At 73.0% G+C, this 19805-nt stretch carries 14 protein-coding genes and 2 pseudogenes; 5 read left to right on the top strand and 11 right to left on the bottom strand.

The window, feature by feature from the left end:
• Positions 1–174: 174 nt before the first annotated feature.
• Both ACWFR1_RS28380 and ACWFR1_RS28375 read left to right on the top strand, forming a co-directional pair.
• Positions 175–489, top strand: coding sequence for a hypothetical protein (locus ACWFR1_RS28380; protein WP_453555903.1), 315 nt, complete (start codon positions 175–177; stop codon positions 487–489).
• 47 nt (positions 490–536) lie between these two features.
• Positions 537–923, top strand: coding sequence for a tail fiber domain-containing protein (locus ACWFR1_RS28375; RefSeq protein ID WP_453555901.1), 387 nt, complete (start codon positions 537–539; stop codon positions 921–923).
• 21 nt (positions 924–944) lie between these two features.
• Here ACWFR1_RS28375 and ACWFR1_RS28370 read toward each other — a convergent pair whose 3' ends face one another.
• The gene (locus tag ACWFR1_RS28370; protein ID WP_453555899.1) at positions 945–1391 is read right to left on the bottom strand and encodes a hypothetical protein; all 447 of its coding nucleotides are present in this window, start codon (positions 1389–1391) and stop codon (positions 945–947) included.
• A gap of 445 nt (positions 1392–1836) precedes the next feature.
• On the opposite strand from ACWFR1_RS28370, the gene ACWFR1_RS28365 reads away from it, so the two are divergent.
• Together ACWFR1_RS28365 and ACWFR1_RS28360 are read left to right on the top strand one after the other, a co-directional pair.
• Positions 1837–3717 (top strand): N-acetylmuramoyl-L-alanine amidase, encoded by a 1881-nt coding sequence (locus tag ACWFR1_RS28365; RefSeq protein ID WP_453555897.1) that lies wholly within the window; start codon positions 1837–1839, stop codon positions 3715–3717.
• Positions 3718–3876: 159 nt separating this feature from the next.
• Positions 3877–6078: a terpene synthase family protein gene (locus ACWFR1_RS28360; protein ID WP_453555895.1), complete on the top strand. Its 2202-nt coding sequence runs from the start codon at positions 3877–3879 to the stop codon at positions 6076–6078.
• Between the two features lie 89 nt (positions 6079–6167).
• On the opposite strand, the gene ACWFR1_RS28355 is transcribed toward ACWFR1_RS28360, so the two are convergent.
• The 9 genes and pseudogenes from ACWFR1_RS28355 to ACWFR1_RS28315 all read right to left on the bottom strand — a co-directional run bounded on the left by ACWFR1_RS28355 (position 6168) and on the right by ACWFR1_RS28315 (position 16158).
• Positions 6168–6533, bottom strand: coding sequence for an RNA-binding S4 domain-containing protein (locus ACWFR1_RS28355; protein ID WP_453555893.1), 366 nt, complete (start codon positions 6531–6533; stop codon positions 6168–6170).
• Positions 6534–6548: 15 nt separating this feature from the next.
• The gene (locus tag ACWFR1_RS28350) at positions 6549–7049 is read right to left on the bottom strand and encodes a hypothetical protein (protein ID WP_453555891.1); all 501 of its coding nucleotides are present in this window, start codon (positions 7047–7049) and stop codon (positions 6549–6551) included.
• Between the two features lie 56 nt (positions 7050–7105).
• Positions 7106–10240, bottom strand: a complete 3135-nt coding sequence (locus tag ACWFR1_RS28345) for a helix-turn-helix transcriptional regulator (RefSeq protein WP_453555889.1) — start codon at positions 10238–10240, stop codon at positions 7106–7108.
• Between the two features lie 145 nt (positions 10241–10385).
• A pseudogene (locus ACWFR1_RS28340) lies at positions 10386–11381 on the bottom strand (serine hydrolase domain-containing protein); the annotation flags it as partial.
• Positions 11382–11583: 202 nt separating this feature from the next.
• A pseudogene (locus ACWFR1_RS28335) lies at positions 11584–11967 on the bottom strand (ACT domain-containing protein); the annotation flags it as partial.
• A gap of 34 nt (positions 11968–12001) precedes the next feature.
• Positions 12002–13186, bottom strand: coding sequence for a thiolase domain-containing protein (locus tag ACWFR1_RS28330; RefSeq protein ID WP_453555887.1), 1185 nt, complete (start codon positions 13184–13186; stop codon positions 12002–12004).
• Positions 13176–14246 (bottom strand): thiolase domain-containing protein, encoded by a 1071-nt coding sequence (locus ACWFR1_RS28325; RefSeq protein ID WP_453555885.1) that lies wholly within the window; start codon positions 14244–14246, stop codon positions 13176–13178. Before ACWFR1_RS28325 ends, ACWFR1_RS28330 begins: the two co-directional genes overlap by 11 nt.
• The gene (locus ACWFR1_RS28320; RefSeq protein WP_453555883.1) at positions 14243–15244 is read right to left on the bottom strand and encodes a Zn-ribbon domain-containing OB-fold protein; all 1002 of its coding nucleotides are present in this window, start codon (positions 15242–15244) and stop codon (positions 14243–14245) included. The genes ACWFR1_RS28325 and ACWFR1_RS28320 overlap by 4 nt, the downstream gene beginning before the upstream one ends.
• 113 nt (positions 15245–15357) lie before the next feature.
• Positions 15358–16158 (bottom strand): crotonase/enoyl-CoA hydratase family protein, encoded by an 801-nt coding sequence (locus tag ACWFR1_RS28315; RefSeq protein WP_453555881.1) that lies wholly within the window; start codon positions 16156–16158, stop codon positions 15358–15360.
• A 183-nt stretch (positions 16159–16341) separates the two neighbouring features.
• Between ACWFR1_RS28315 and ACWFR1_RS28310 the strand changes: the two genes are divergently transcribed.
• The gene (locus ACWFR1_RS28310; RefSeq protein WP_453555879.1) at positions 16342–18072 is read left to right on the top strand and encodes an acyl-CoA synthetase; all 1731 of its coding nucleotides are present in this window, start codon (positions 16342–16344) and stop codon (positions 18070–18072) included.
• Between the two features lie 32 nt (positions 18073–18104).
• Here the strand turns inward: ACWFR1_RS28310 and ACWFR1_RS28305 are convergent, their stop codons facing one another.
• The gene (locus ACWFR1_RS28305) at positions 18105–19628 is read right to left on the bottom strand and encodes an alpha/beta fold hydrolase (protein ID WP_453555877.1); all 1524 of its coding nucleotides are present in this window, start codon (positions 19626–19628) and stop codon (positions 18105–18107) included.
• Positions 19629–19805: the final 177 nt, after the last annotated feature.

Below are 19805 nucleotides of genomic sequence, written 5' to 3'. Positions count from 1 at the left end.
CGACCCCCCTGCGGAGTCGGGGCCGCCGGCGTCAGCACGCCGCAGGCCGTTCGCGTTCGCGGCGCGGCTCACGTTCGCACGGGTGCGCGACGGCGCGGCCGTTCGTGCCCTTTGGGACGTTAGACCGTTAGGGGTATCGCGGACGCACTCGGCGTCCCGGTCGGAAGGATGCCCATGTCCACGAAGCGCGTTACCCGTCGCCTGCTGGTGCTGTCGGCCACGGCGGCCACCTGCACCGGCGCCCTGAGCGTTCCGGCCGTGGCGAGCACCAACGTTCTGGCGCTGGGAAATGCCGCCTACGACACCACGATGATCAACAAAGACCACGATGTCACAGCGGTTGGTGAGACCGCTTACAGCAGCGGCCTGGGCAACGGTCTCGTGCAGTTGCCGGTGGCCCACCCCAGCAACCGCGGTGGTGGTGGCAGCCTGCTCTTCTCGGATCGCGGGCTGAAGACCCACGTCACAGCGGTGGTCTGGGAGCGATGAGCGGCCGGCGGTTGAGGGGGCTCCTGGCCAGGATCTGGACGCCGGCCGTGGTCCGAAGGCGCCTTCAGCAGGACGCCTCGGCGGCCGGACTGGCGTCCGGGGCGGTGTCCGGCGCGGTGTGCGGCAGCGGCCCGGTGAACGGCTACCAGGTACTGGAGCAGGTGGTCCGCCTGCCGGTCAGCACATGGCGCTACCACTGGGACCCTCCGCACGTACGCCACTTGGGGCCCATGGCGCAGGACTGGTGGAAGGCCTTCGGGGTCGGAGAGAACGACCGGACGATCTGCTGCACCGATGCCAACGGGGTGGCCATCGTCGCCATTCAGGCACTGCACCGGGAACTGACGGAGCTACGGGACGAAGTCGCGTCCCTGCGTGCCCGGAATGCACCCACGCACCACCCTGGCAAGCCCCGAACGTCCGGCTCGGGCTGAAGACGGGCCGCGGCTTGGCGCTCACCCGCCTGCCGTGTCCGCTCCGGTTGCCCGGCTCAACCGGGCGGCGAGACGGACGGCGGTCTTCTCCCCGGCCCGCTGCCTGATCAGACCCTCTTTGGCAGCTGCCCGAAGCCAGACCTCCGAGCTGTCCTCATCGGCCTTCAGCACTCGCGCGGTCACCACTACGGGATTCAGACCGCCGGCACCGCCACCGGCGACGATGCGGATCGTCTCGTCCTCACCAGGGCGAACGGGCACGGTCTCAATAACTCGGCCCGCCCTCCCGAGCACACCGGAGGCGCGCTTCACCGCATCGTCGAAGGGCAGGGGAACAAGCAGATCGACCTCATGGACGTTCTTCCCCAACAGCTTGGCCACCACCCGAACCAAGCGCCCACTAACCCCACCCACTGCGCCCAGAGCAGCAAGCTCCTCAGCCAAGATCTGGTCTTCGCTCTGATCCACGGACCCCACCCCCACCGACAGACCGCTCCTACCGGGCGACCACACGCTGTTCCGCTCGGCAGACCATGGTGACGCATGCCCATCGTCGAGGCACACCTAGGCGCCATCGTCGTGTCGACGCGTACCCCGGTCGGTGGCCCCATTGGTCCACTCCACTGACGCGTCCCAGGCCCGGGGGCCCGTCTCCGCGAAAGTCCGCCGAATGGCCTCCAATCCCGCCCTGACGTGGGAACTTGCCAACTGGTAGGGGTGATTGACGGATCGTCCGGGAGCCGATACCCCTGTACGGGTTCGGTCCCGCACGCCCCCGCGTCACACCCCGCCACTGGAGGCTGCCTTGCTCCAATCCGCGCCCGACAGACGGGTGTCTCCGTCGTCCCGGTCCCCCCGCCGCGTACCGAGGGTGGCGGGCGCCGTCGCGTCCGTCGCTCTGCTGCTTCCCCTGATGTCCGTCGCCCCGGCCGCCGTCGCCGACGTGCCAAATGCGGGCACCCTGCAGGGGCAGTTCGCGCGGGCGTCCGCACGCCACGGCGTGCCCGAGAGCGTTCTGCTCGCCGTCTCCTACCTGCAGTCGCGCTGGGACACGCACGGCGGTGCGCCGAGCGTGACCGGCGGCTACGGGCCCATGCACCTGACGAACGCGGTGACGGCGCTCACCGAGGCGGTTCCGCACCACTCCGAGGGCGAGGAGGACGCGCGCGGCGACTCCTCGCGCCCCGCCCGGACGGCGGCGGACGCCCCCGTGCCCGCGCCCGAGGCGCTGCCCGGCCGGCTGCGGACCCTGGAGCGGGCGTCCGCGCTCTCCGGGATCCCGGCCGAGGAGCTGCGCGGCTCCACGGCCGCGAACATCGAGGGCGGGGCCGCCCTGCTCGCCGCGGCGCAGCGGGAGGCCGGGCTTCCGGCGAGTAGTGACCCCGCCGACTGGTACGGGGCGGTGGCGCGCTACTCGGGCGCCGACGACTCGGCGACGGCCGTGACGTACGCGAACGACGTGTTCGACGTGATCCGGACCGGGGAGTCCCGGACGACGGACAGCGGTCAGCGGGTGACGCTGCCGGCCGCGCCCGCCGTGGCGCCCGCCACGGAGCAGGCCGACGCGCTCGGGCTGCGTAGGCCGGCCGCCGGTCCGGTGGAGTGCCCGCGGTCGGTGGCCTGTGAGTGGATCCCCGCGCCGTACGAGGAGTTCGGCGACGGCGACTACGGCAACCACGACAAGGCCGACCGGCCCTCGTCCCAGTCGGTCGACTACATCGTCATCCATGACACGGAGGCGGTCTGGGACGTCACGCTGAAGCTGGTGCAGGACCCGACGTACGTGTCGTGGCAGTACTCGCTGCGCTCCTCCGACGGGCACATCGCGCAGCACCTGCCGCTCAAGGACGTCGGCTGGCACGCGGGCAACTGGTTCGTGAACGCCAAGTCGGTGGGGCTCGAACACGAGGGCTTCCTCACCGCGCCGGACAACTGGTACACGGAGGCGATGTACCGGACGTCGGCACGGCTCGTGCGGTACCTCGCCCAGCGGTACGGCATCCCCCTGGACCGGCAGCACATCCTGGGGCACGACACCGTGCCGGGGACGGTGACCTCGACGATCCGGGGCATGCACACGGACCCAGGCCCGTACTGGGACTGGGCGCACTACTTCCAGCTGCTCGGCCGACCGATCACGCCGAGCGCCGGTCCGGACGCCGGGGTGGTGACGATCCGGCCCGACTACAGCGCCCATCAGCCGGTCTACACGGGCTGTGTGAAGGCGGGCGAGGTCTGTGCGCCGCACGGGAGCGGGGCGGTGCGCCTGCACACCGCGCCGAGCGCCGACGCGCCCCTGGTGAAGGACATCGGGCTGCGGCCGGGTGGGCAGGACTCGACCACCGGGGTCAACGACACCGGGGCGCGCGCCTCGACGGGGCAGAGCTTCGCGGTGGCGGAGCGCCGGGGCGAGTGGACGGCCGTCTGGTACCTCGGGCAGAAGGCGTGGTTCCACAATCCAGGAAAGGAGCCGACGGCGGTGAACGCGCGCGGGCTCGTCCTGACGCCCCGGGAGGGGCTGGCGGAGGTCCCGGTCTACGGGCGGGCCTATCCGGAGGCCTCGGCCTACCCGGTGGGGGTTCCGGTGCAGGCGGTGTCCCCGCTGCCGTACAAGCTGCTCGCGGGTCAGCGGTACGTGGTGGGTGACCGCACTCCGGGTGAGTACTACTTCGCGCCGGTGTTCGACAGCAGCGGGCACACGGTCGTCCGGGGCCAGGAGGAGTACTACGAGATCCAGTTCGGCCATCGGGTGGCCTTCGTGAAGGCCGCTGACGTGCGGGTTTCCCAGGGCTGACGGAGGCGTGGCCGAAAGATGATCAGTGGGGCCGGAGGTTCACTCCGACCCCACCGCATCGGCGTTCATACGACTATTCGGGAGATCGCGTGCGCCATCCGGGCGACGGGTAAGGCTGGGCCGGTCATCGCACCTGCTCACCGGAAGGCCCCTCAGGAAATGCCTCAGCCCTTCGTTATGCCGGATTTCTATGTTCCGTATCCGGCGCGGCTCAATCCCCATGTGGAGACCGCCCGCACGCACACCCGTGACTGGGCGCGGGAGATGGGGATGCTGGAGGGCTCCGGCGTCTGGGAGGAGCACGACCTCGACTCCCACGACTACGCGCTGCTCTGCTCGTACACCCACCCCGACTGCGACGCGGAGGCCCTCGACCTCGTCACGGACTGGTACACGTGGGTCTTCTTCTTCGACGACCACTTCCTGGAGATCTTCAAGCGCACCCAGGACCGGGCGGGCAGCAAGGCCTATCTGGACCGGCTGCCGCTCTTCATGCCGGCGGACCCGGCGACGGGGATGCCCGAGCCGACCAACCCCGTCGAGGCGGGCCTCGCGGACCTCTGGCGGCGGACGATCCCGTCGATGTCCGACGCCTGGCGGGTGCGGTTCGCCGAGGCGACCGAGCACCTCCTCTACGAGTCGCTCTGGGAGCTCGACAACATCAACGAGGGGCGGATCGCCAACCCCGTCGAGTACATCGAGATGCGCCGCAAGGTGGGCGGCGCGCCCTGGTCGGCCGGTCTCGTCGAGTACGCGGCGGGCGCCGAGGTCCCCGACCGGGTGGCGTACTCCCGGCCCCTGCGCGTCCTCAGGGACGCCTTCTCGGACGCCGTGCACCTGCGAAACGACCTGTTCTCGTACCAGCGCGAGGTGGAGGACGAGGGCGAGAACAGCAACGGCGTCCTGGTCCTGGAGAAGTTCCTGGGCTGCACGACGCAGGAGGCGGCGAACGCCGTCAACGACCTGCTGACGTCCCGGCTCCAGCAGTTCGAGAACACGGCCCTCACCGAGGTGCCGATGCTCGCCGTGGAGAGGGGGCTGGGGCCCGAGGAGTGCGCGGCCGTCGCGGCGTACGCGAAGGGGCTCCAGGACTGGCAGTCCGGCGGGCACGAGTGGCACATGCGCTCCAGCCGGTACATGAACGAGGGCATGATCGGCGGCCCGTCCCACCTGGAAGGGGTGCTCGGCACCTCGGCGCTGGACATCCGCACGCTCTTCGGGCGTCCGGCCGCGTCGCGACTGCGCGCGCTCACGCACGTGCCGCACGAGCACGTGGGGCCCTCGCTGCTCCCGGAGTTCGACCTGCCGTACCCGCTCACCCTCAGCCCGCACCACCAGGAGGCGCTGCGCCGCTCGGTCGACTGGGCCGAGCGCGTGGGCTTCCTGAACGACATCTGGGACCGGCCGATGCTGGAGGGCTTCGACTTCGCGCTCTGTTCGGCGGGGCTCGACCCCGACGCCACCCTGGAGGAGCTGGAGCTCAGCGCCGAGTGGCTGACGTGGGGGACGTACGGCGACGACTACTACCCCCTCGTCTTCGGGCGGCCGCGTGACCTGAGCGGCGCGAAGCGGTTCACGGAAGGGCTCAAGGGCTTCATGCCGCTGGAGGATCCGGCGGCGGCCGTGGCGGCGACCGCCTCGCACCCCCTGGAGATCGCCCTCGCCGATCTCTGGGCCCGCACAGCGGGCCCGATGGGGTCCGACGCGCGCGCCCAGCTCAGGGTCGCCCTGGAGGCGATGCTGGACAGCTGGCTCTGGGAGCTGCACAACCAGGCGCAGCACCGCGTGCCCGACCCTGTCGACTACATCGAGATGCGCCGGACCACCTTCGGCTCCGAGCTCACGATGCTGCTGTGTCGGCTGCGGCACACGGAGGCGCTGCCCGCCGAGATCTACCGGACGGGGACGGTGCGCGCCCTGGAGCACTCGGTGGCCGACTACGCGACGCTCGTCAACGACCTGTTCTCGTACCAGAAGGAGATCGAGGTCGAGGGCGAGGTGCACAACTGCGTCCTCGTGCTGCAGAAGTTCTTCGACTGCGACTACCCGACGGCCGTGGCGATGGTCGACGACCTGATGCGGGGCCGGCTCCGTCAGTACGAGCACCTGAAGAAGAACGAAGTTCCCCTGCTGTACGAGGACTTCGCGCTCGACCGCAAGGGCCGGGCGGCCTTCGACGCGTATCTGCGGGAGCTGGAGGACTGGCTCGCGGGGATTCTCAACTGGCATCAGGGCGTGCGGCGTTACCGCGCGGAGGACGTCCATCTGGGCAGCGGCACCCCGCTGGTGGGGCGTGGTCTGACGGGGCTCGGCACCTCGGCCGCGCGGGTCGCCGCGCTCATCGGTTCCGCGCCGCGCTGAACAACTGACGAGGGCCGCCTCCGGGGATTCCCCGGGGCGGCCCTCACGTACGGGGCGGACGGCCCTCACGTACGGGACAGGGTGCGGCGTCAGGTGCGGCGGCCGCGCAGGTCGTCGATCTCGCGGCGCTCGCGCTTGGTGGGGCGGCCCGCGCCCCGGTCGCGCACGGCGGCGACGGCCACGTGCTCGCGGGGCGGCGGGGGCGGGCTGTTGTCCACGAACGCCTCGGCGGCGACGGGCGGTCCGACCCGCTTGACGTGCAACTCCTTGACCTCGACGATCCGTTCACGGCCGCCGTGGAGGAGCCGGACCTCGTCGCCCGGCTTCACCGACTGCGCGGGCTTGGCCCGGTCGCCGTTGACCTTCACATGCCCGGCGCGGCAGGCCGCGGCGGCCTGGGCCCGGGTCTTGGTGAGGCGTACCGCCCAGATCCAGGCGTCGACGCGCGCGCTCATCGGCCCCGCTCCCCCTCAGCCCTGCTGGAACAGCTCGGCGGGCAGCGGCTTGAGCAGCGCGTACAGGTCGTCGGTGATCGGCCGGTCCCAACTGGCGATCGTCACGAGGACGTTGTCGCTGCGGTCGAACTGGACGCAGGAGATGCGGCTCTCGGAGAGCTTGAGGCGCCGGACGATGAGGAGGTTGTCACCCTGCATCACGGGGACGTCCTCGGTGTCGAGCACCTCGACGGGCTCGTCGTTCTCCAGGGCCGCCAGGAGCTGGGCCACCTCGAAGGGGATCTGCCCGTCGCCGAGCTCGCGCGCCGGGGAGCCGTCGGGGAGGTTACCGATGATCATCGCGGGGCCGCGGCCGCCGAAGAGGTCGTACCGGAGGAACACGCCCTGGCAGGAGCCGTCGGGGGCGGGCAGCAGACCGGCGCCGAGATTGCCGGGCCAGTCGCCCGGATCCATGGCCAGGACGTCGAAGTCCGGGCCCGCGGGTGAGGCGGCGCTGCGGCGGCGGAGGAAGGACATACGGCCATGGTACGTGCCCCGGCGCGCGATGCCGCGCGCCGGGCGCCCCGCTCCCGTCAGGGCTGCTCGCCGGGGCGGCCCGTCTTCCGCAGGGCCTGGTCGAGGCCGGTCCGGTCGGTGCCCAGTTTCCGGTAGACGGCCGAAAGCAGCCGACTGACGGTGGTCGGTTCCACGCCGAGGTGGAGGGCCACGTCCTGGTCGCGGACGGTGAGCTCGGCGGCCTGGCGCTCACGGGCGGTGAGTGTGTCCGTGCCGGCCGGGTGGAGGGCGCGGGGGCGCAGCCCGGCCGCAGCCAGCTCGGCCCGCGCCTCGTCGACGAGGCCGTCGGCACCGCAGTCCTGGGCGGCCTCCAGGCCCCGGTAGAGGTGCTCGGCGGCCTCCTCCGCTCGTTCCGTGCGGCGGAGGGCGGCGCCGAGGGCGACGAGGGAGCGGGCGAGCTCGTACGCGGCGGGCGACTGGTCGAGCCGGTCGACGGACTCCTCCAGGAGCTTCACGCGGTCGGTGGGCTCGGAGACCTCGGCGAGCACCCGGAGCGCCGAGCCGATCGCGGAGGGTGCGCCGTACTGCCGGGCGCGGGCGACCGCCTCCTCGGCGGTGCGCCGGGCCCTGGCGGGGGTCGTGACGGCCTCGGCGACAGCGAGGTGGAGCTGCCAGGGGCACCAGGCGGGGTTGCGCATGCCGCGCGGGTCGAGACGGCGGCCGACGGCTGCCAGCTCGGCGGCGGCCTCGTCGACGCGGCCGCGGGCGAGGAGCAGCTCGGCGTGGACGGTCTGGGAATCGGGGAAGGTGACGGCGGCCGGGAAGGGATCGCCGAAGTCGTGGTCGCGGGCGATGCGGTCGGCCTCCTCGACGCGGCCGCGGGCGAGCAGGACCTCGATGGTGACGCCGACCGCGTACCACTGGGCGGGGGTGCGCGGTCCGACGCGCTCGGCGAGGCGCAGTCCGGCGCGGACGAAGTCCTCGGCCTCGACGAGGCGGCCGCGGCGGTAGCGGATGTAGCCGAGCAGGGTGTACGCGAAGGAGAGGTGCGCCCCGCGCCAGCCCTGGCGCTCGAACTCGGCGGTGCCGGCGGCGAACAGCTCCTCGGCGCGGCCGGGGCGGTCGGCGTAGAGGAAGGTGAGGGCGGTGAGGACCGGGACCTCGAAGCCTCGGCTCTCGTCGGCCCAGCTGAGGCCGCCTTCGAGGGCGCGCTCGGCGTGCCCGACGGCGACGGCGGAGGGTTCGGCGCGCAGGGTGGCGTCCCAGGCGCGGAGGCCGATGACGTACCGCTCGGTGAGGTCGCGGCCGGTGAGCCGGTCGGCGAGGGCGGTGAGGCGGCGGGAGCGGGCGGGTGACTCGGGTTCGTCGGCGCGGAAGGCGTCCCACATGAACTTCTCGGCCTGCATGCGAAGGCGGCTGCGGGCGTCGGTGGTCTGCCGGGCCTCGCGGCCGAGGAGTTCGGAGGCCTCGACGAGCCGGTCGCTGTGGGCGAGGACCTGGGAGAGGCGGTAGACGATGCCGTGGCGGAGGGCCGGGTCGGCGATGGGCTCCTCCAGGGCGGCGCGCAGGTGGTTGACGGTGGTGGCGGGTTCGGTGAGGAGGGAGGAGCAGCCGAGCTCGAAGAGGACGGCGGCCCGGTCGTCGGCGGCGGGAGGCTCGCGCAGGGCGCGGGCGAGGAAGCGGCGGGCGGCGTCGGGGGCGCCGGCGCGGAGGTTCTCGCGGGCGGCAGCGCGCAGGTGGCCGACGGCCCAGGAGTCGCCGTCGGGGTGGGTCTCCAGGAGGTGGCGGGCCGCGGCGGTGGAGCCGAGGCCGGCGTCGACGACACACCAGGCGGCCTGGCCGTGGTAGGCGACGCGGGTGGCGGCGGGGATGGAGCGGTAGACGGTGGTGGCGATCAGGGGATGGACGAACTGGAGGGTCTCGTCCGGACCTTCGGCCTCGGCGAGCACGCGGGCCTCGCGCAGGCGTGCGGCGCAGTCGGCGACGGCCTCCTCGCCGAGTGCGGCGACGGCCCCGGCGAGCTGCGGGGAGATCTCGGTGCCGAGGACGGCGCAGGCCCAGGCGAGGCGGACGGTGGCGGGGCCGAGGCGTTCGAGGCGGGTGACGAGGCCGCTGCCCTTGAGGGCGGCGGCGAGGTCGCGGAGTTCGTGGGCGCCGCCCGCGGTGGGTTCGAGGCCCTGGTCGCGGACCTTGGCGGCGAGCTCGACCGCCTCGAAGGGGTTGCCGGAGGTGACGGTCCAGCACTCGTGGCAGAAGGCGTCCTCGGCGTGGGCGCCGACGCGGTCGCGGACGAGCTGGGCTATGGCGTCGGTGGTGAGCGGGGCGAGACCGAGGGGCCGTTGGCCCGAGCGGCGGCCGGTGAACTCCGCTCCCTCATCGGGGAGTTCGTCGGGCCGGTAGGCGACGACGAGGAGCATGGGCAGTTCCTCGGCGCGCGGCGCGAAGGCGGCGAGCCAGCCGAGGGACTCGGGGTCTGCCCAGTGGGTGTCGTCGAGGACGACGACGAGCGGGGCGCGCCGGACGGCGAGGTGGGTGAGGACCCAGTCGAGTCCGTCGCGCAGGCCCTGCGGGTCGGGCGGGGAGCCCGCGCCGGTGGCACGCAGTCCGAGGGCGGGGCCGACGATGTCGTACCAGGAGCCGAGCCGTTCGCGGAGTTCGGTGTCGGAGGCGTGGGCCAGTTGGGGCTGGAGGAGCTGCCGGGCGACGTGGAAGGCGACCCGCTGCTCCTGGTCGCCGCCCCGGGCGGAGAGCACGGTGCAGCCGCGGGCGGCGGCGAGGCGCCGGATCTCGGCGAGCAGGGTGGTCTTGCCGAGCCCGGCGGGGGCGGCGTAGGCGAGGAGGCCGCCGCGCCGGGCGGCGCGGGGGAGGTCGGCGGAGTCGCCGTCGAGCGCGTCCGACGGACCGGGGAAGGGCCTCGGGGCCGCGCCTGGGAACGGCCTCGGGCCCGTGGCGGCGTCCGCGCCTGGGAACGGCCTCGGGCCCGCGGCGGCGTCCGCGCCCCGGAGGGTGGCGGGCCGGGCGAACGGTGGCCCCGCGTCGGGGACCGCGACGAGGCGGGGGCCGCGGGGCGCGGGCACACGGTCGGGCCGACCGGGGGGTGCCTCGCCGAGGCCGGTCAGGAGGTCGAGTGCCTCCTCGGCCGCCGTGAGCGCCGCCTCGCGTTCGAAGAGGCCGAAGCCCTTCCGGGCCTGCCTGCCGTCCTCAGCTACCACGTTCCACCCCCACACCGGGGGCGCGCGCCCGGCGTACGGTGCGGAGTGCCGGGCGGGAGGCCCCGCGAAGGCCCCAGCGTACGCCCGGAGGAGTGAGTTGAGACCCTCAAACGCCCAAGCGAGGGCGCGCGGTGGCGTCCACCGCTCATTTGGCTCGGCAGAGAGCGGTGGTGAGCACCTTCATGGCGGCTGTCGCCGCCGCGTCGGACAGGGTCAGACCGGTTTTGGCGGAGAGCGTGACCTGCCGCTCGTCGTCCGCGGAGGTGAAGCTGAACGTCTGGTATCCGACGACCTCTCCCGTGTGGCCGACGACCGGCCCGTCGGCGGCGCACGTGTTCGCGTTGCTCTCCAGGCCGAGGCCGTAGGAGCGCCCAGGCCGCCCGGGGTTCATGGGCTGCGTGGCACGCATCTCCCGCAGCAGGCGGGGCGGCAGCAGCCGGCCGTCGAAGAGCGCCTTGTAGAAGGTGTTCAGGTCGTGGGTGGTGGAGATGAGGGTCCCGGTGGCCCAGTAGACGGCGGGGCTGAACTCGGTGAGGTCGGTGGGCGCGGCGCCCGCTCCCCGGCCGTCGAGCCATTCGTAGCCGTGCAGGTGCGGGCCGGGGATGCTCGGGGTGGCCGGGAAGGAGGTGTCCTTGAGACGCAGGGGCCGCAGGATGGGGCGGTCCGTCTCGTGCCGGAGCGACCGCCTGGTGACGTGCTCGACGAGCAGTCCGAAGACGACGTAGTTGGTGTTGGAGTACTCCCAGGTGGTGCCAGGGGCGGGTCTGTCCGGCGCGTCGGTGACGAGTGCGATGAGCTCACGCGGGGTGTACGTGGCCTTCTGCGCGTCCCGTACCGGGTCGGGCTTCCTCAGCAGGACGTCGGTGTAGCGGGCCAGGCCGCTGGTGTGGTGGAGCAGCTGGCGTACGGTGATGTGCTCGCCGCCCGGCGCCACGCCAGGGAGCTGTCCCTCGATGGTGTCGTCCAGCCTGACCCTGCCCTCGGCCACCAGCTGGAGGACGAGCGTGGCGGTGAAGCTCTTGGTCACGCTTCCGGCCCGGAAGCGGTCACCGGCCTTGGCGGTACGTCCCGTGGCCAGATCGGCGGTCCCGCTGCTGCCGTGCCATGCGCCGCGCCCGGTCCGTACCTCGGCCACGGCTCCGGGGACGCCGGCGGCGACCGTGGCGTCGAGGCCTGCTGGAGCGCGACCCGGTCCGGCCCGGGCCCCGGGGCGGCGGGAGCGGCTGGAGTTGACTTCAGCCTAGGCCGGTGGACCCTCCCGACGATCATGACTGGGGAGGAGTGACGCCCTTCTCTTCCCTAGGGGTTACCCCGAGGGGGCTCCGAGGGGGCTCCCCCGCCTTCGCGAGACGTTCGAGAACGGCCAGCGCCTCCTCCGCGTGGGCGTGTTCCACGAAGAGGTGGTCGTGGTGGAAGCCCGCCACCACGTTGCAGCTGAGCCCCGCCCCGGCGAGCGCCCCCGCGACGGCGGCCGTCAGCCCGACGGCGTCGAGCGCGGAGTGCACCCGCAGCGTGATCCGGCCCGCCACGTAGTCGTACGGGAGGGCCGCGGCGTCCGCATCCTCCTGGCGTACGACAAGGGTCAGACCCTCGTCCTCGGCGACGGTGACCACCGGGGCGACCCCGGCCGGGGCGGGGCCGTCCACCGTGGTGAAGACGTAGCGGCCGGGGTCGAGTTCCGGCCGCATCCCGGCGAGCAGCCGGGTCAGATCACGTTCCGCGTTCATGGACGTCAGGGTAGGTGTGCCCCGCCGTCACGACTCAGCGGGTGGGCGGGGTGTCGCCGACGAGCCACATGGAGAAGAACTGCGCGCCACCTCCGTAGGCGTGGCCGAGCGCCCGGCGCGCGCCCTCCACCTGGTGCTCGCCCGCCTCGCCGCGTACCTGGAGTGCCGCCTCGGCGAAGCGGATCATCCCGGAGGCCCCGATGGGGTTGGTGGACAGCACGCCGCCGGAGGGGTTCACGGGCAGGTCGCCGTCGAGTTCGGTCACCCCGGCCTCGGTGAGCTTCCAGCCCTCGCCCTCCTCGGCGAAGCCGAGGTTCTCCAGCCACATCGGCTCGTACCAGGAGAAGGGCACGTACATCTCGACGGCGTCGATCTCCCGCCGGGGGTCGGTGATGCCGGCCTGGCGGTAGACGTCGGCGGCGCAGTCCCGGCCCGCCTGCGGCGAGACGAAGTCCTTGCCGGCGAAGAGGGTCGGTTCGCTGCGCATCGCGCCGCCGTGCACCCAGGCGGGCGGGCGCGGTGAACGGGCCGCGCCCTCGCGGTCGGTGAGGACCATGGCGCAAGCGCCGTCGGAGGACGGGCAGGTCTCGGAGTAGCGGATCGGGTCCCAGAGCATCGGGGAGGCCTGGACCTTCTCCAGGGTGAGGTCGTGCTCGTGGAGGTGGGCGTACGGGTTCTTCAGCGCGTTGCGCCGGTCCTTGTACGCGACGAGGGAACCGGTCGTGTCGGGGGCGCCGGTGCGGCGCATGTAGGCCCTGACGTGCGGGGCGAAGAAGCCGCCCGCGCCGGCGAGCAGCGGCTGCTGGAAGGGGACGGGCAGGGAGAGGCCCCACATGGCGTTGGACTCGGACTGCTTCTCGAAGGCGAGGGTGAGGACGGTCCGGTGGACGCGCGCCGCGACGAGGTTGGCGGCGACGAGCGCGGTGGAGCCGCCGACCGATCCGGCGGTGTGCACCCGGAGCATCGGCTTGCCGACGGCGCCGAGCGCGTCGGCGAGGTACAGCTCCGGCATCATCACGCCCTCGAAGAAGTCCGGGGCCTTGCCGATGACGACGGCGTCGATGTCCGCCCAGGTCAGCTCGGCGTCCTCCAGGGCGCGGACGGCGGCTTCGCGAACGAGTCCGGCGAGCGAGACGTCCCGGCGGGCGGCGACGTGCTTGGTCTGGCCGATGCCGACGACGGCGACGGGCTCTTTCGATGTCACGGCCTTACCTGACATGGGGCTCCCCTTCCAGGACGGCGACCAGGTTCTGCTGGAGGCAGGGCCCTGAGGTGGCGTGGGCGAGGGCGCGGTCGGAGGCGCCCCGGTGGATGCGGGCGGCGGCCTCGCCGAGGCGGACGAGTCCCGCGGCCATGACGGGGTTGGCGGCGAGGGCGCCGCCGGAGGGGTTGATCCGGACGGTGTCGTCGAGGCCGAGCGCCCTGGCGAGGACGACTTCCTGGGAGGTGAAGGGCGCGTGGAGTTCGGCGGTGTCGACGGGCGCCTCGAAGGCTCCGGCGCGCTCGGCGGCGAGGCGGGTGGAGGGCGAGTCGGTGAGGTCGCGGACGCCGAGGGAGTGGGCCTCGATACGGTGGTCCATGCCCCGGATCCAGGCGGGGCGCTCGCAGAGTTCGCGGGCCCGGTCGCCGGCGGCGAGGATCACGGCGGCGGCTCCGTCGCCGATCGGCGGGCAGTCGCCGGTGCGCAGCGGCTGGACGACGTACTCGCCCTGGGGGCGGGCGCCGGGCAACTGGGCGTGCGGGTTCGCGGCGGCGTCCGTGCGGCTCCGGCCGGCGATGGCGGCGAGCGCGGGTTCGTCGGTGTGGCCCGCGTCGACGAGCGCCTGGGCCTGGAGCGCGGCGAGGGCGACGGAGTCGGGCCAGAGGGGGGCGAGGTAGTAGGGGTCGAGCTGGCGGGTGAGGACGTCGCGGACGGAGCCGGGCGAGGACTTCCCGTAGGCGTACACGAGGGCGGTGTCGGCCTCCCCGGTGAGGAGCTTCACCCAGGCCTCGTACAGGGCCCAGGCGCCGTCCGTCTCGACGTGGGACTCGGAGATCGGCGGCCAGGCGCCGACGCCGTCGAGAGCCATGGTGAAGGAGAAGGCCCGTCCGGCGAGGTAGTCGGAGGAGCCGGAGCAGGTGAAGCCGATGTCGGAGGTCTTCAGTCCCGTCTGCCGGAGCACGTCGTGCAGGACGGGCATGACCATCTCGACCTCGGAGAGGTCGTCGGTGCGGCGGCGGTGGTCGCTCTGGGCGAAGGCGACGATCGCCACCTCTCGTCCCGGCCGGTGCGGCGTCACAGCAGCTCCTTGTAGGTGTCGTAGTCGGCGTCGGGCTCGCCGGTGGGCCGGTAGTGGTCGGGGTAGCGGCCGTCCTCGCTCCACACGGGTTCGACGCGCAGGCCCATGCGGACCTGGTCGTACGGAATGCCGGCGATGCGGCCGTGCAGGGCGAGCCCGGCACCGTCGAGGGCGATGTGGGCGTAGACGTACGGGACCTCGATGGCAGCGCCCTTGGCCTTGATGTTGACGATGCAGTACGTCGTGACGGTGCCGCGCGGGCCGACCTCGACCTGGTCGGTGGTGGCGACCCCGCAGGTGGGGCAGGCGCCGCGGGGCGGCACGTACACCTTGACGCAGGAGGGACACCGCTCGCCGACGGTACGGCGCTCGGCGAGCGCGTGGAGGTAGCGGGTCTGGGCGCGGCCGGGGCTGTAGGTGTAGTCGAGGCGGGCGGGAGCGACGATACCGGTGACCGGGGTGTCGCCGAACTGTCCGTCGTGCGGCCGTGGTTCGACCGCACGGTCGTCCGCGGGGCCGTCCGTGGGGTCGTCGCTCTCGTACGCGTACGGCTCGAAGCAGGCGATGTCGGTGATGGCGCCGGAGCGTTCGGCGGCCCAGCGGATGCGGACGCGCAGCCCGGTGCGGACGGCCTCGGGGCCGGGGGCGTCGAGGGCGTGGAGGAGGGCGGTGTCGGCGCCGTCGAGGCGGACGAGGACCCAGGCGAAGGGCGTCGCGAGCGGCTGTCCGGTGCGGGGCTCGGGGTTCCAGGCCCAGGTGGTGACAGTGCCGGTGGCGCCGACCTCGACGAGCTCGCGGAGTTCGGCGGCGGTGGCGGGGTCGTACTCGACGGGCGGGACGAGCACGTCGCCCGTCTCGGTGCGGACGCCGAGCACGGTCCGCTCGCGCAGTCCGGTGAGGAAGGCGGACTGGACGGGGCCGAGGGACCGGGTGAAGGGGAACTCGACGACGAGGGGGGCTTGGAGGGCCTCCGGCGGGGAGGCGGGGACGGGTGTCATGGGGCGGGCTCCTTCGATGAGGGCGGTGGCGTCCGGTGCGGGGTGGTGCTGCTGCCGCTGCGCGGGGGTTCTCCCTGCCCCGCCAAGGGGCCGGGCGGGGGGCGGCGGACAGGTCACTCCCGCCGGTACACCGGCGGCCGCTTCTCCGCGAACGCCCTCGCCCCCTCCTTCGCGTCCGCCGTGTCGAAGATCGGCCAGCCCCGCTTCAGTTCGGCTGCCAGCCCTTCGGTCTCGGTCATCTCGGCCGTCTCGTAGACCGACGCCTTCACCGCCTCGACGGCCAGCGGGCCGCACGCGTTGATCCGTTCGGCGATGTCGAGGGCCGCGTCCAGCGCCGTGCCGTCGGGGACGACGCGCCCGACGAGGCCGATGCCGGCCGCCTCCTCCGCGGTGTACGGGCGCCCGGTGAGGAGCATCTCCAGGGCGTGGGTGCGGGCGATCTGGCGGGGCAGGCGGACGGTGGAGCCGCCGATGGGGAACAGGCCGCGCTTGACCTCGAAGAGGCCGAAGGTGGCGGAGGTGCCGGCGACCCGGATGTCGGTGCCCTGGAGGATCTCGGTGCCGCCGGCGACGCAGTAGCCCTCGACGGCCGCGATGACGGGCTTGCGCGGGCGGTGGTGGCGCAGCATCGCCTTCCAGTGGAGGTCGGGGTCGGCTTTCAGCCGGTCCCGGTACTGCTCGCCCTCCATGCCTTTGCCGGCCAGCGCCTTGAGGTCCATCCCGGCGCAGAAGGCGCCACCCGCTCCGGTGAGGACGATCGAGCGGATGCCGTCGTCGGCGTCGGCCTCCAGCCAGCCGTCGTGGAGGCCGACGAGCATCGGCAGTGAGAGGGCGTTCTTGGCCTCGGGCCGGTTCAAGGTGAGGACGAGCGTGGCGCCTTCGCGCCGCACGTCCAGGTGTTCGGTGCCACCCATGGGGTCTCCCGTCTCCAGTTCTGGAACAGGTTGCAGGAGTGGGAGGTCCAGTTCAATAGTTTTCTGACACTCAGTCAGATTCTTCTGCGCATCCCCTTCCCCCCGTCGGCGGTCGGCGCTCTAATGACCGCCGAGTCACTGCGTACCCGTACGAGTCAGCGCGAGCCGGGGTCAGGAGGAACGGTGGAGTACAACCTTGCCGACCTGTTCGAATCGGTGGTCGACGTGGTCCCGGACCGCGAGGCTCTCGTGTACGTCGATCACCCGGGCACGGGTGAGGAACGCCGCCTCACCTACGCCGGACTCGACGCCGCGGCCAACAGGATCGCCCACCACCTCATCGAGTCGGGCATCCGTCCCGGTGAGCACCTCGGCCTCCACCTGTACAACGGCGTCGAGTACCTGCAGACGGTCCTCGCCTGCCTCAAGGCGCGGATCGTGCCGGTCAACGTGAACTACCGGTACGTGGAGGAGGAGCTCGTCTACCTCTACCGGGACGCCGACCTCGCCGCGCTCGTCTTCGACGCCGAGTTCACGGAGCGGGTGGCGTCGGCGCTGCCGCAGACGGAGAAGCTGCGGCACCTCGTGCGGGTGGGTAACCCGCCCACCCGTCGCCCGACCACCACCCCTCAAGGAGCTGCTGCGCAGCACAGCGCCGAATTCGAGGGAGCGCCGGCGCTCGACTGCGTACCGTTCGCCGAGGCGGAGGCCGCCGGCTCGCCGGAGCGGGGCTTCGGCCCGCGCTCCGGGGACGACCTCTTCATCATCTACACCGGCGGGACGACCGGGATGCCGAAGGGCGTCCTGTGGCGCCAGGAGGACCTGTTCTTCGCCGGCCTGTTCGGGGGCGAGCCCTCGGGCGAGCCCGTGAAGCGCCCCGAGGAGCTCGCCGAGCGGGTCGCGGCCGGCAGCCCGGGCATCACCTTCTTCCCCGCGCCGCCGCTGATGCACGGCACCTCGACGCTGACGGCGTTCATCGCCTTCAACTACGGCCAGCGCGTCGTCCTGCACCGCAAGTACGTGCCGGAGGAGGTCCTGCGCACCCTGGAGAAGGAGAAGGTGTCCAGCATCTCCCTGGTGGGCGACGCCATGCTGCGCCCGCTCGTGGACGCGCTGCACGGACCGCTCAGGGGCACGGACCTGTCAGCGCTGTTCAGCCTGTCGTCATCCGGGGCGATCATGTCGGAGACCGTACGGGCCCAGCTCCAGGAGCTCATGCCGAACGTCCTGCTCCTCAACAACTTCGGCTCCACGGAGTCCGGTTCCAACGGCCGCGCCACGGACGACTCCGGCCCGGACAAGGGCTTCCGGCTGCACGTCAACGAGCGCACCCAGGTCGTCGACGTGGCCACCTACGAGCCCGTCGCGACGGGCGAGGTCGGCAGGCTCGCCCAGCGCGGGCACGTCCCGCTCGGCTACTACAACGACCCGGCCAAGACCGCCGAGACCTTCTTCCAGAAGGACGGCGTGCGCTGGGTGCTCCTCGGCGACATGGCGACCGTCGACGAGGAGGGGGTCGTCACGGTCCTCGGCCGCGGCTCCCAGTGCATCAACACGGGCGGCGAGAAGGTCTACCCGGAGGAGGTGGAGCAGGCCCTGAAGTCCCACCCCGACGTGTACGACGCCCTGGTCGCCGGGGTCCCCGACGCCCGCTGGGGCAACCACGTCGCCGCGGTCGTCCAGCTCCGGGCGGACGCCCCGCCACTGGACCTGGAGGCGGTGCAGAGCCACTGCCGCCCGCGCCTCGCGGGCTACAAGGTGCCGCGCCAGCTGGTCCTCACCGAGCGGATCCAGCGCTCCCCGAGCGGCAAGGCGGACTACCGCTGGGCCCGCTCGGTGGCGGTCGACGCGGACGCGAAGACGGACGCGGATACGGACGCGGATACGGACGCGGGTGGGTCCACCGGGGGTTGATCCCGGGCCGGGCCAGACCGGCCGTATCACGTCTACAGACCGAACTCCCTCACGGCGCCGAGGAATTCGCCCGGCCTGGACGCGTGGATCGAATGCCCGGCATCGATGGTGACCAGGCGAGCGCCGGGAATGCGGTCGGCGAGCCAGGACTGCTGCTCCTGGGGCACGTGGCTGGACGGGCCCCCGGCGAGTACGAGGGTGGGGGCCGTGATCGCCGGGAGGCCCTCGCGCCAGGCCGGGTCGGGGGCGTTCAGCTGGGCATCGGTGGTGGTGACGATCCCCCAGTCGAAGGGGAGCCGCCCCTCGGGGCGGTCGGCCACCGGGCGCGGCGGGTCGAGCGGGAAGAAGACGGGCGCCTCCTCCAGGACGAGACGGCCGATGAGGCCCGGCTCCCGCTGGGCGAGGAGGTACGCGGCCGCGCCGCCCATCGAGTGGGCGACGACGGTCGCCCCGGCGAGACCGAGGGCGCGCAGGAAGCCGCCGAGCTCGTCGCGGAAGTCCTCGAAGCCGTAGCGGCCCGTGCGGTCGCTCAGTCCGTGGCCGGACAGATCGAGGGCGTACACCCGGTGGTCGGCGGCCAGCTCCTCGGTGACGGCGTGCCAGCCGGTGCCGTCCTCGCCCCGGCCGTGGACCAGGACGACGGGCGGGGCCTCGGGCCCGCGCACCCGGTAAGCGAGGCGTACGCCGTCCACGGTGACCGTGTGGACCTCCGGGTCGAGGAAAGCGGCGACGGGGCGGACGAAGGCGTCGGCGTCGTCCACCCAGGGGAAGTGTCCGGCGCCGGGCAGGACGACGAACTCGGCCTCGGGGAAGCAGGCCGCGGCCTCGGCCGCCCTGGCCGGGGTGGGTCCGGCGTCGTACTCCCCCGCCAGGATCAGCACCGGCGCCTTGAGCGCGGTCAGCGCGCGCCGGGTCGCCTCCGGGTCGTAGGCGCCCTCGCCGTGGTAGGCGGAGGCGGCCTCCCACCGGATCTGCCGTTGCGCTGTCGCCGCGTGTTCCCGGGCGGCCTCGTCCCAGCGGCCGTAGGCGAAGGGCGCGGTGATCTCCATGACGCGCGGGAGCGGGGTGTCGGGGCCGATCGTGGCGACCCCGGCCCAGGCCTCCGCGTACCACGGCTGGTCGGCGAAGATCGTGACGGCCTCGTCCCACTCCTCGTCGGTGGTGCCGAGGCCGAGCGCCCATCCGCTGGAGGTGACGAGGACGAGGGAGCGGACGCGGTCGGGGTGGGCGGCGGCGTACAGGGTGGCCAGGTTTCCGGCGGCGGAGTGGCCGAGGAGGTCGATCCGCTCCAGGCCAAGGTGTGCGCGGAGGGCTTCGACGTCGCCGACCTGGCGGTCGCAGCGGTACGTGCCGGGGTCGGCCGGCTCGGCGCTCGCTCCGGTGCCGCGGGCGTCGAGCACGACGAGGGTGCGGTGGGCGGCGAGACCGCCGAGGTCGCCGAGGTAGGCGGCGTCGCGCATGGGCCCGCCCGGCAGACAGATCAGCGGCTCCCCCGCACCCTCCCCGAGTGTCCGGTAGGCGAGTTCGGTCCCGTCGTACGTCGTGAAGGTCGGCATGCCGCCGATCATCACCGCCTGCTGTTGATCTTCGCAACGGATTTCGCCGAGGGCATGGACGACGGGGGGAACCGGCGGGAGAACCGGTAGGAGGAACCTTGGGTGGACCCTTGGGTGGACCGGTGGGAGGACCGGTGGGAGGACCGGCAGCGGGTTCGGCGGGCGCTCCCGAGGGCG

The sequence above is a fragment of the Streptomyces sp. NPDC055103 genome, from assembly GCF_053607625.1.
The sequence above is the reverse complement of the archived record's forward strand: the minus strand, read 5'-3'. Positions and strand labels throughout refer to the sequence as shown.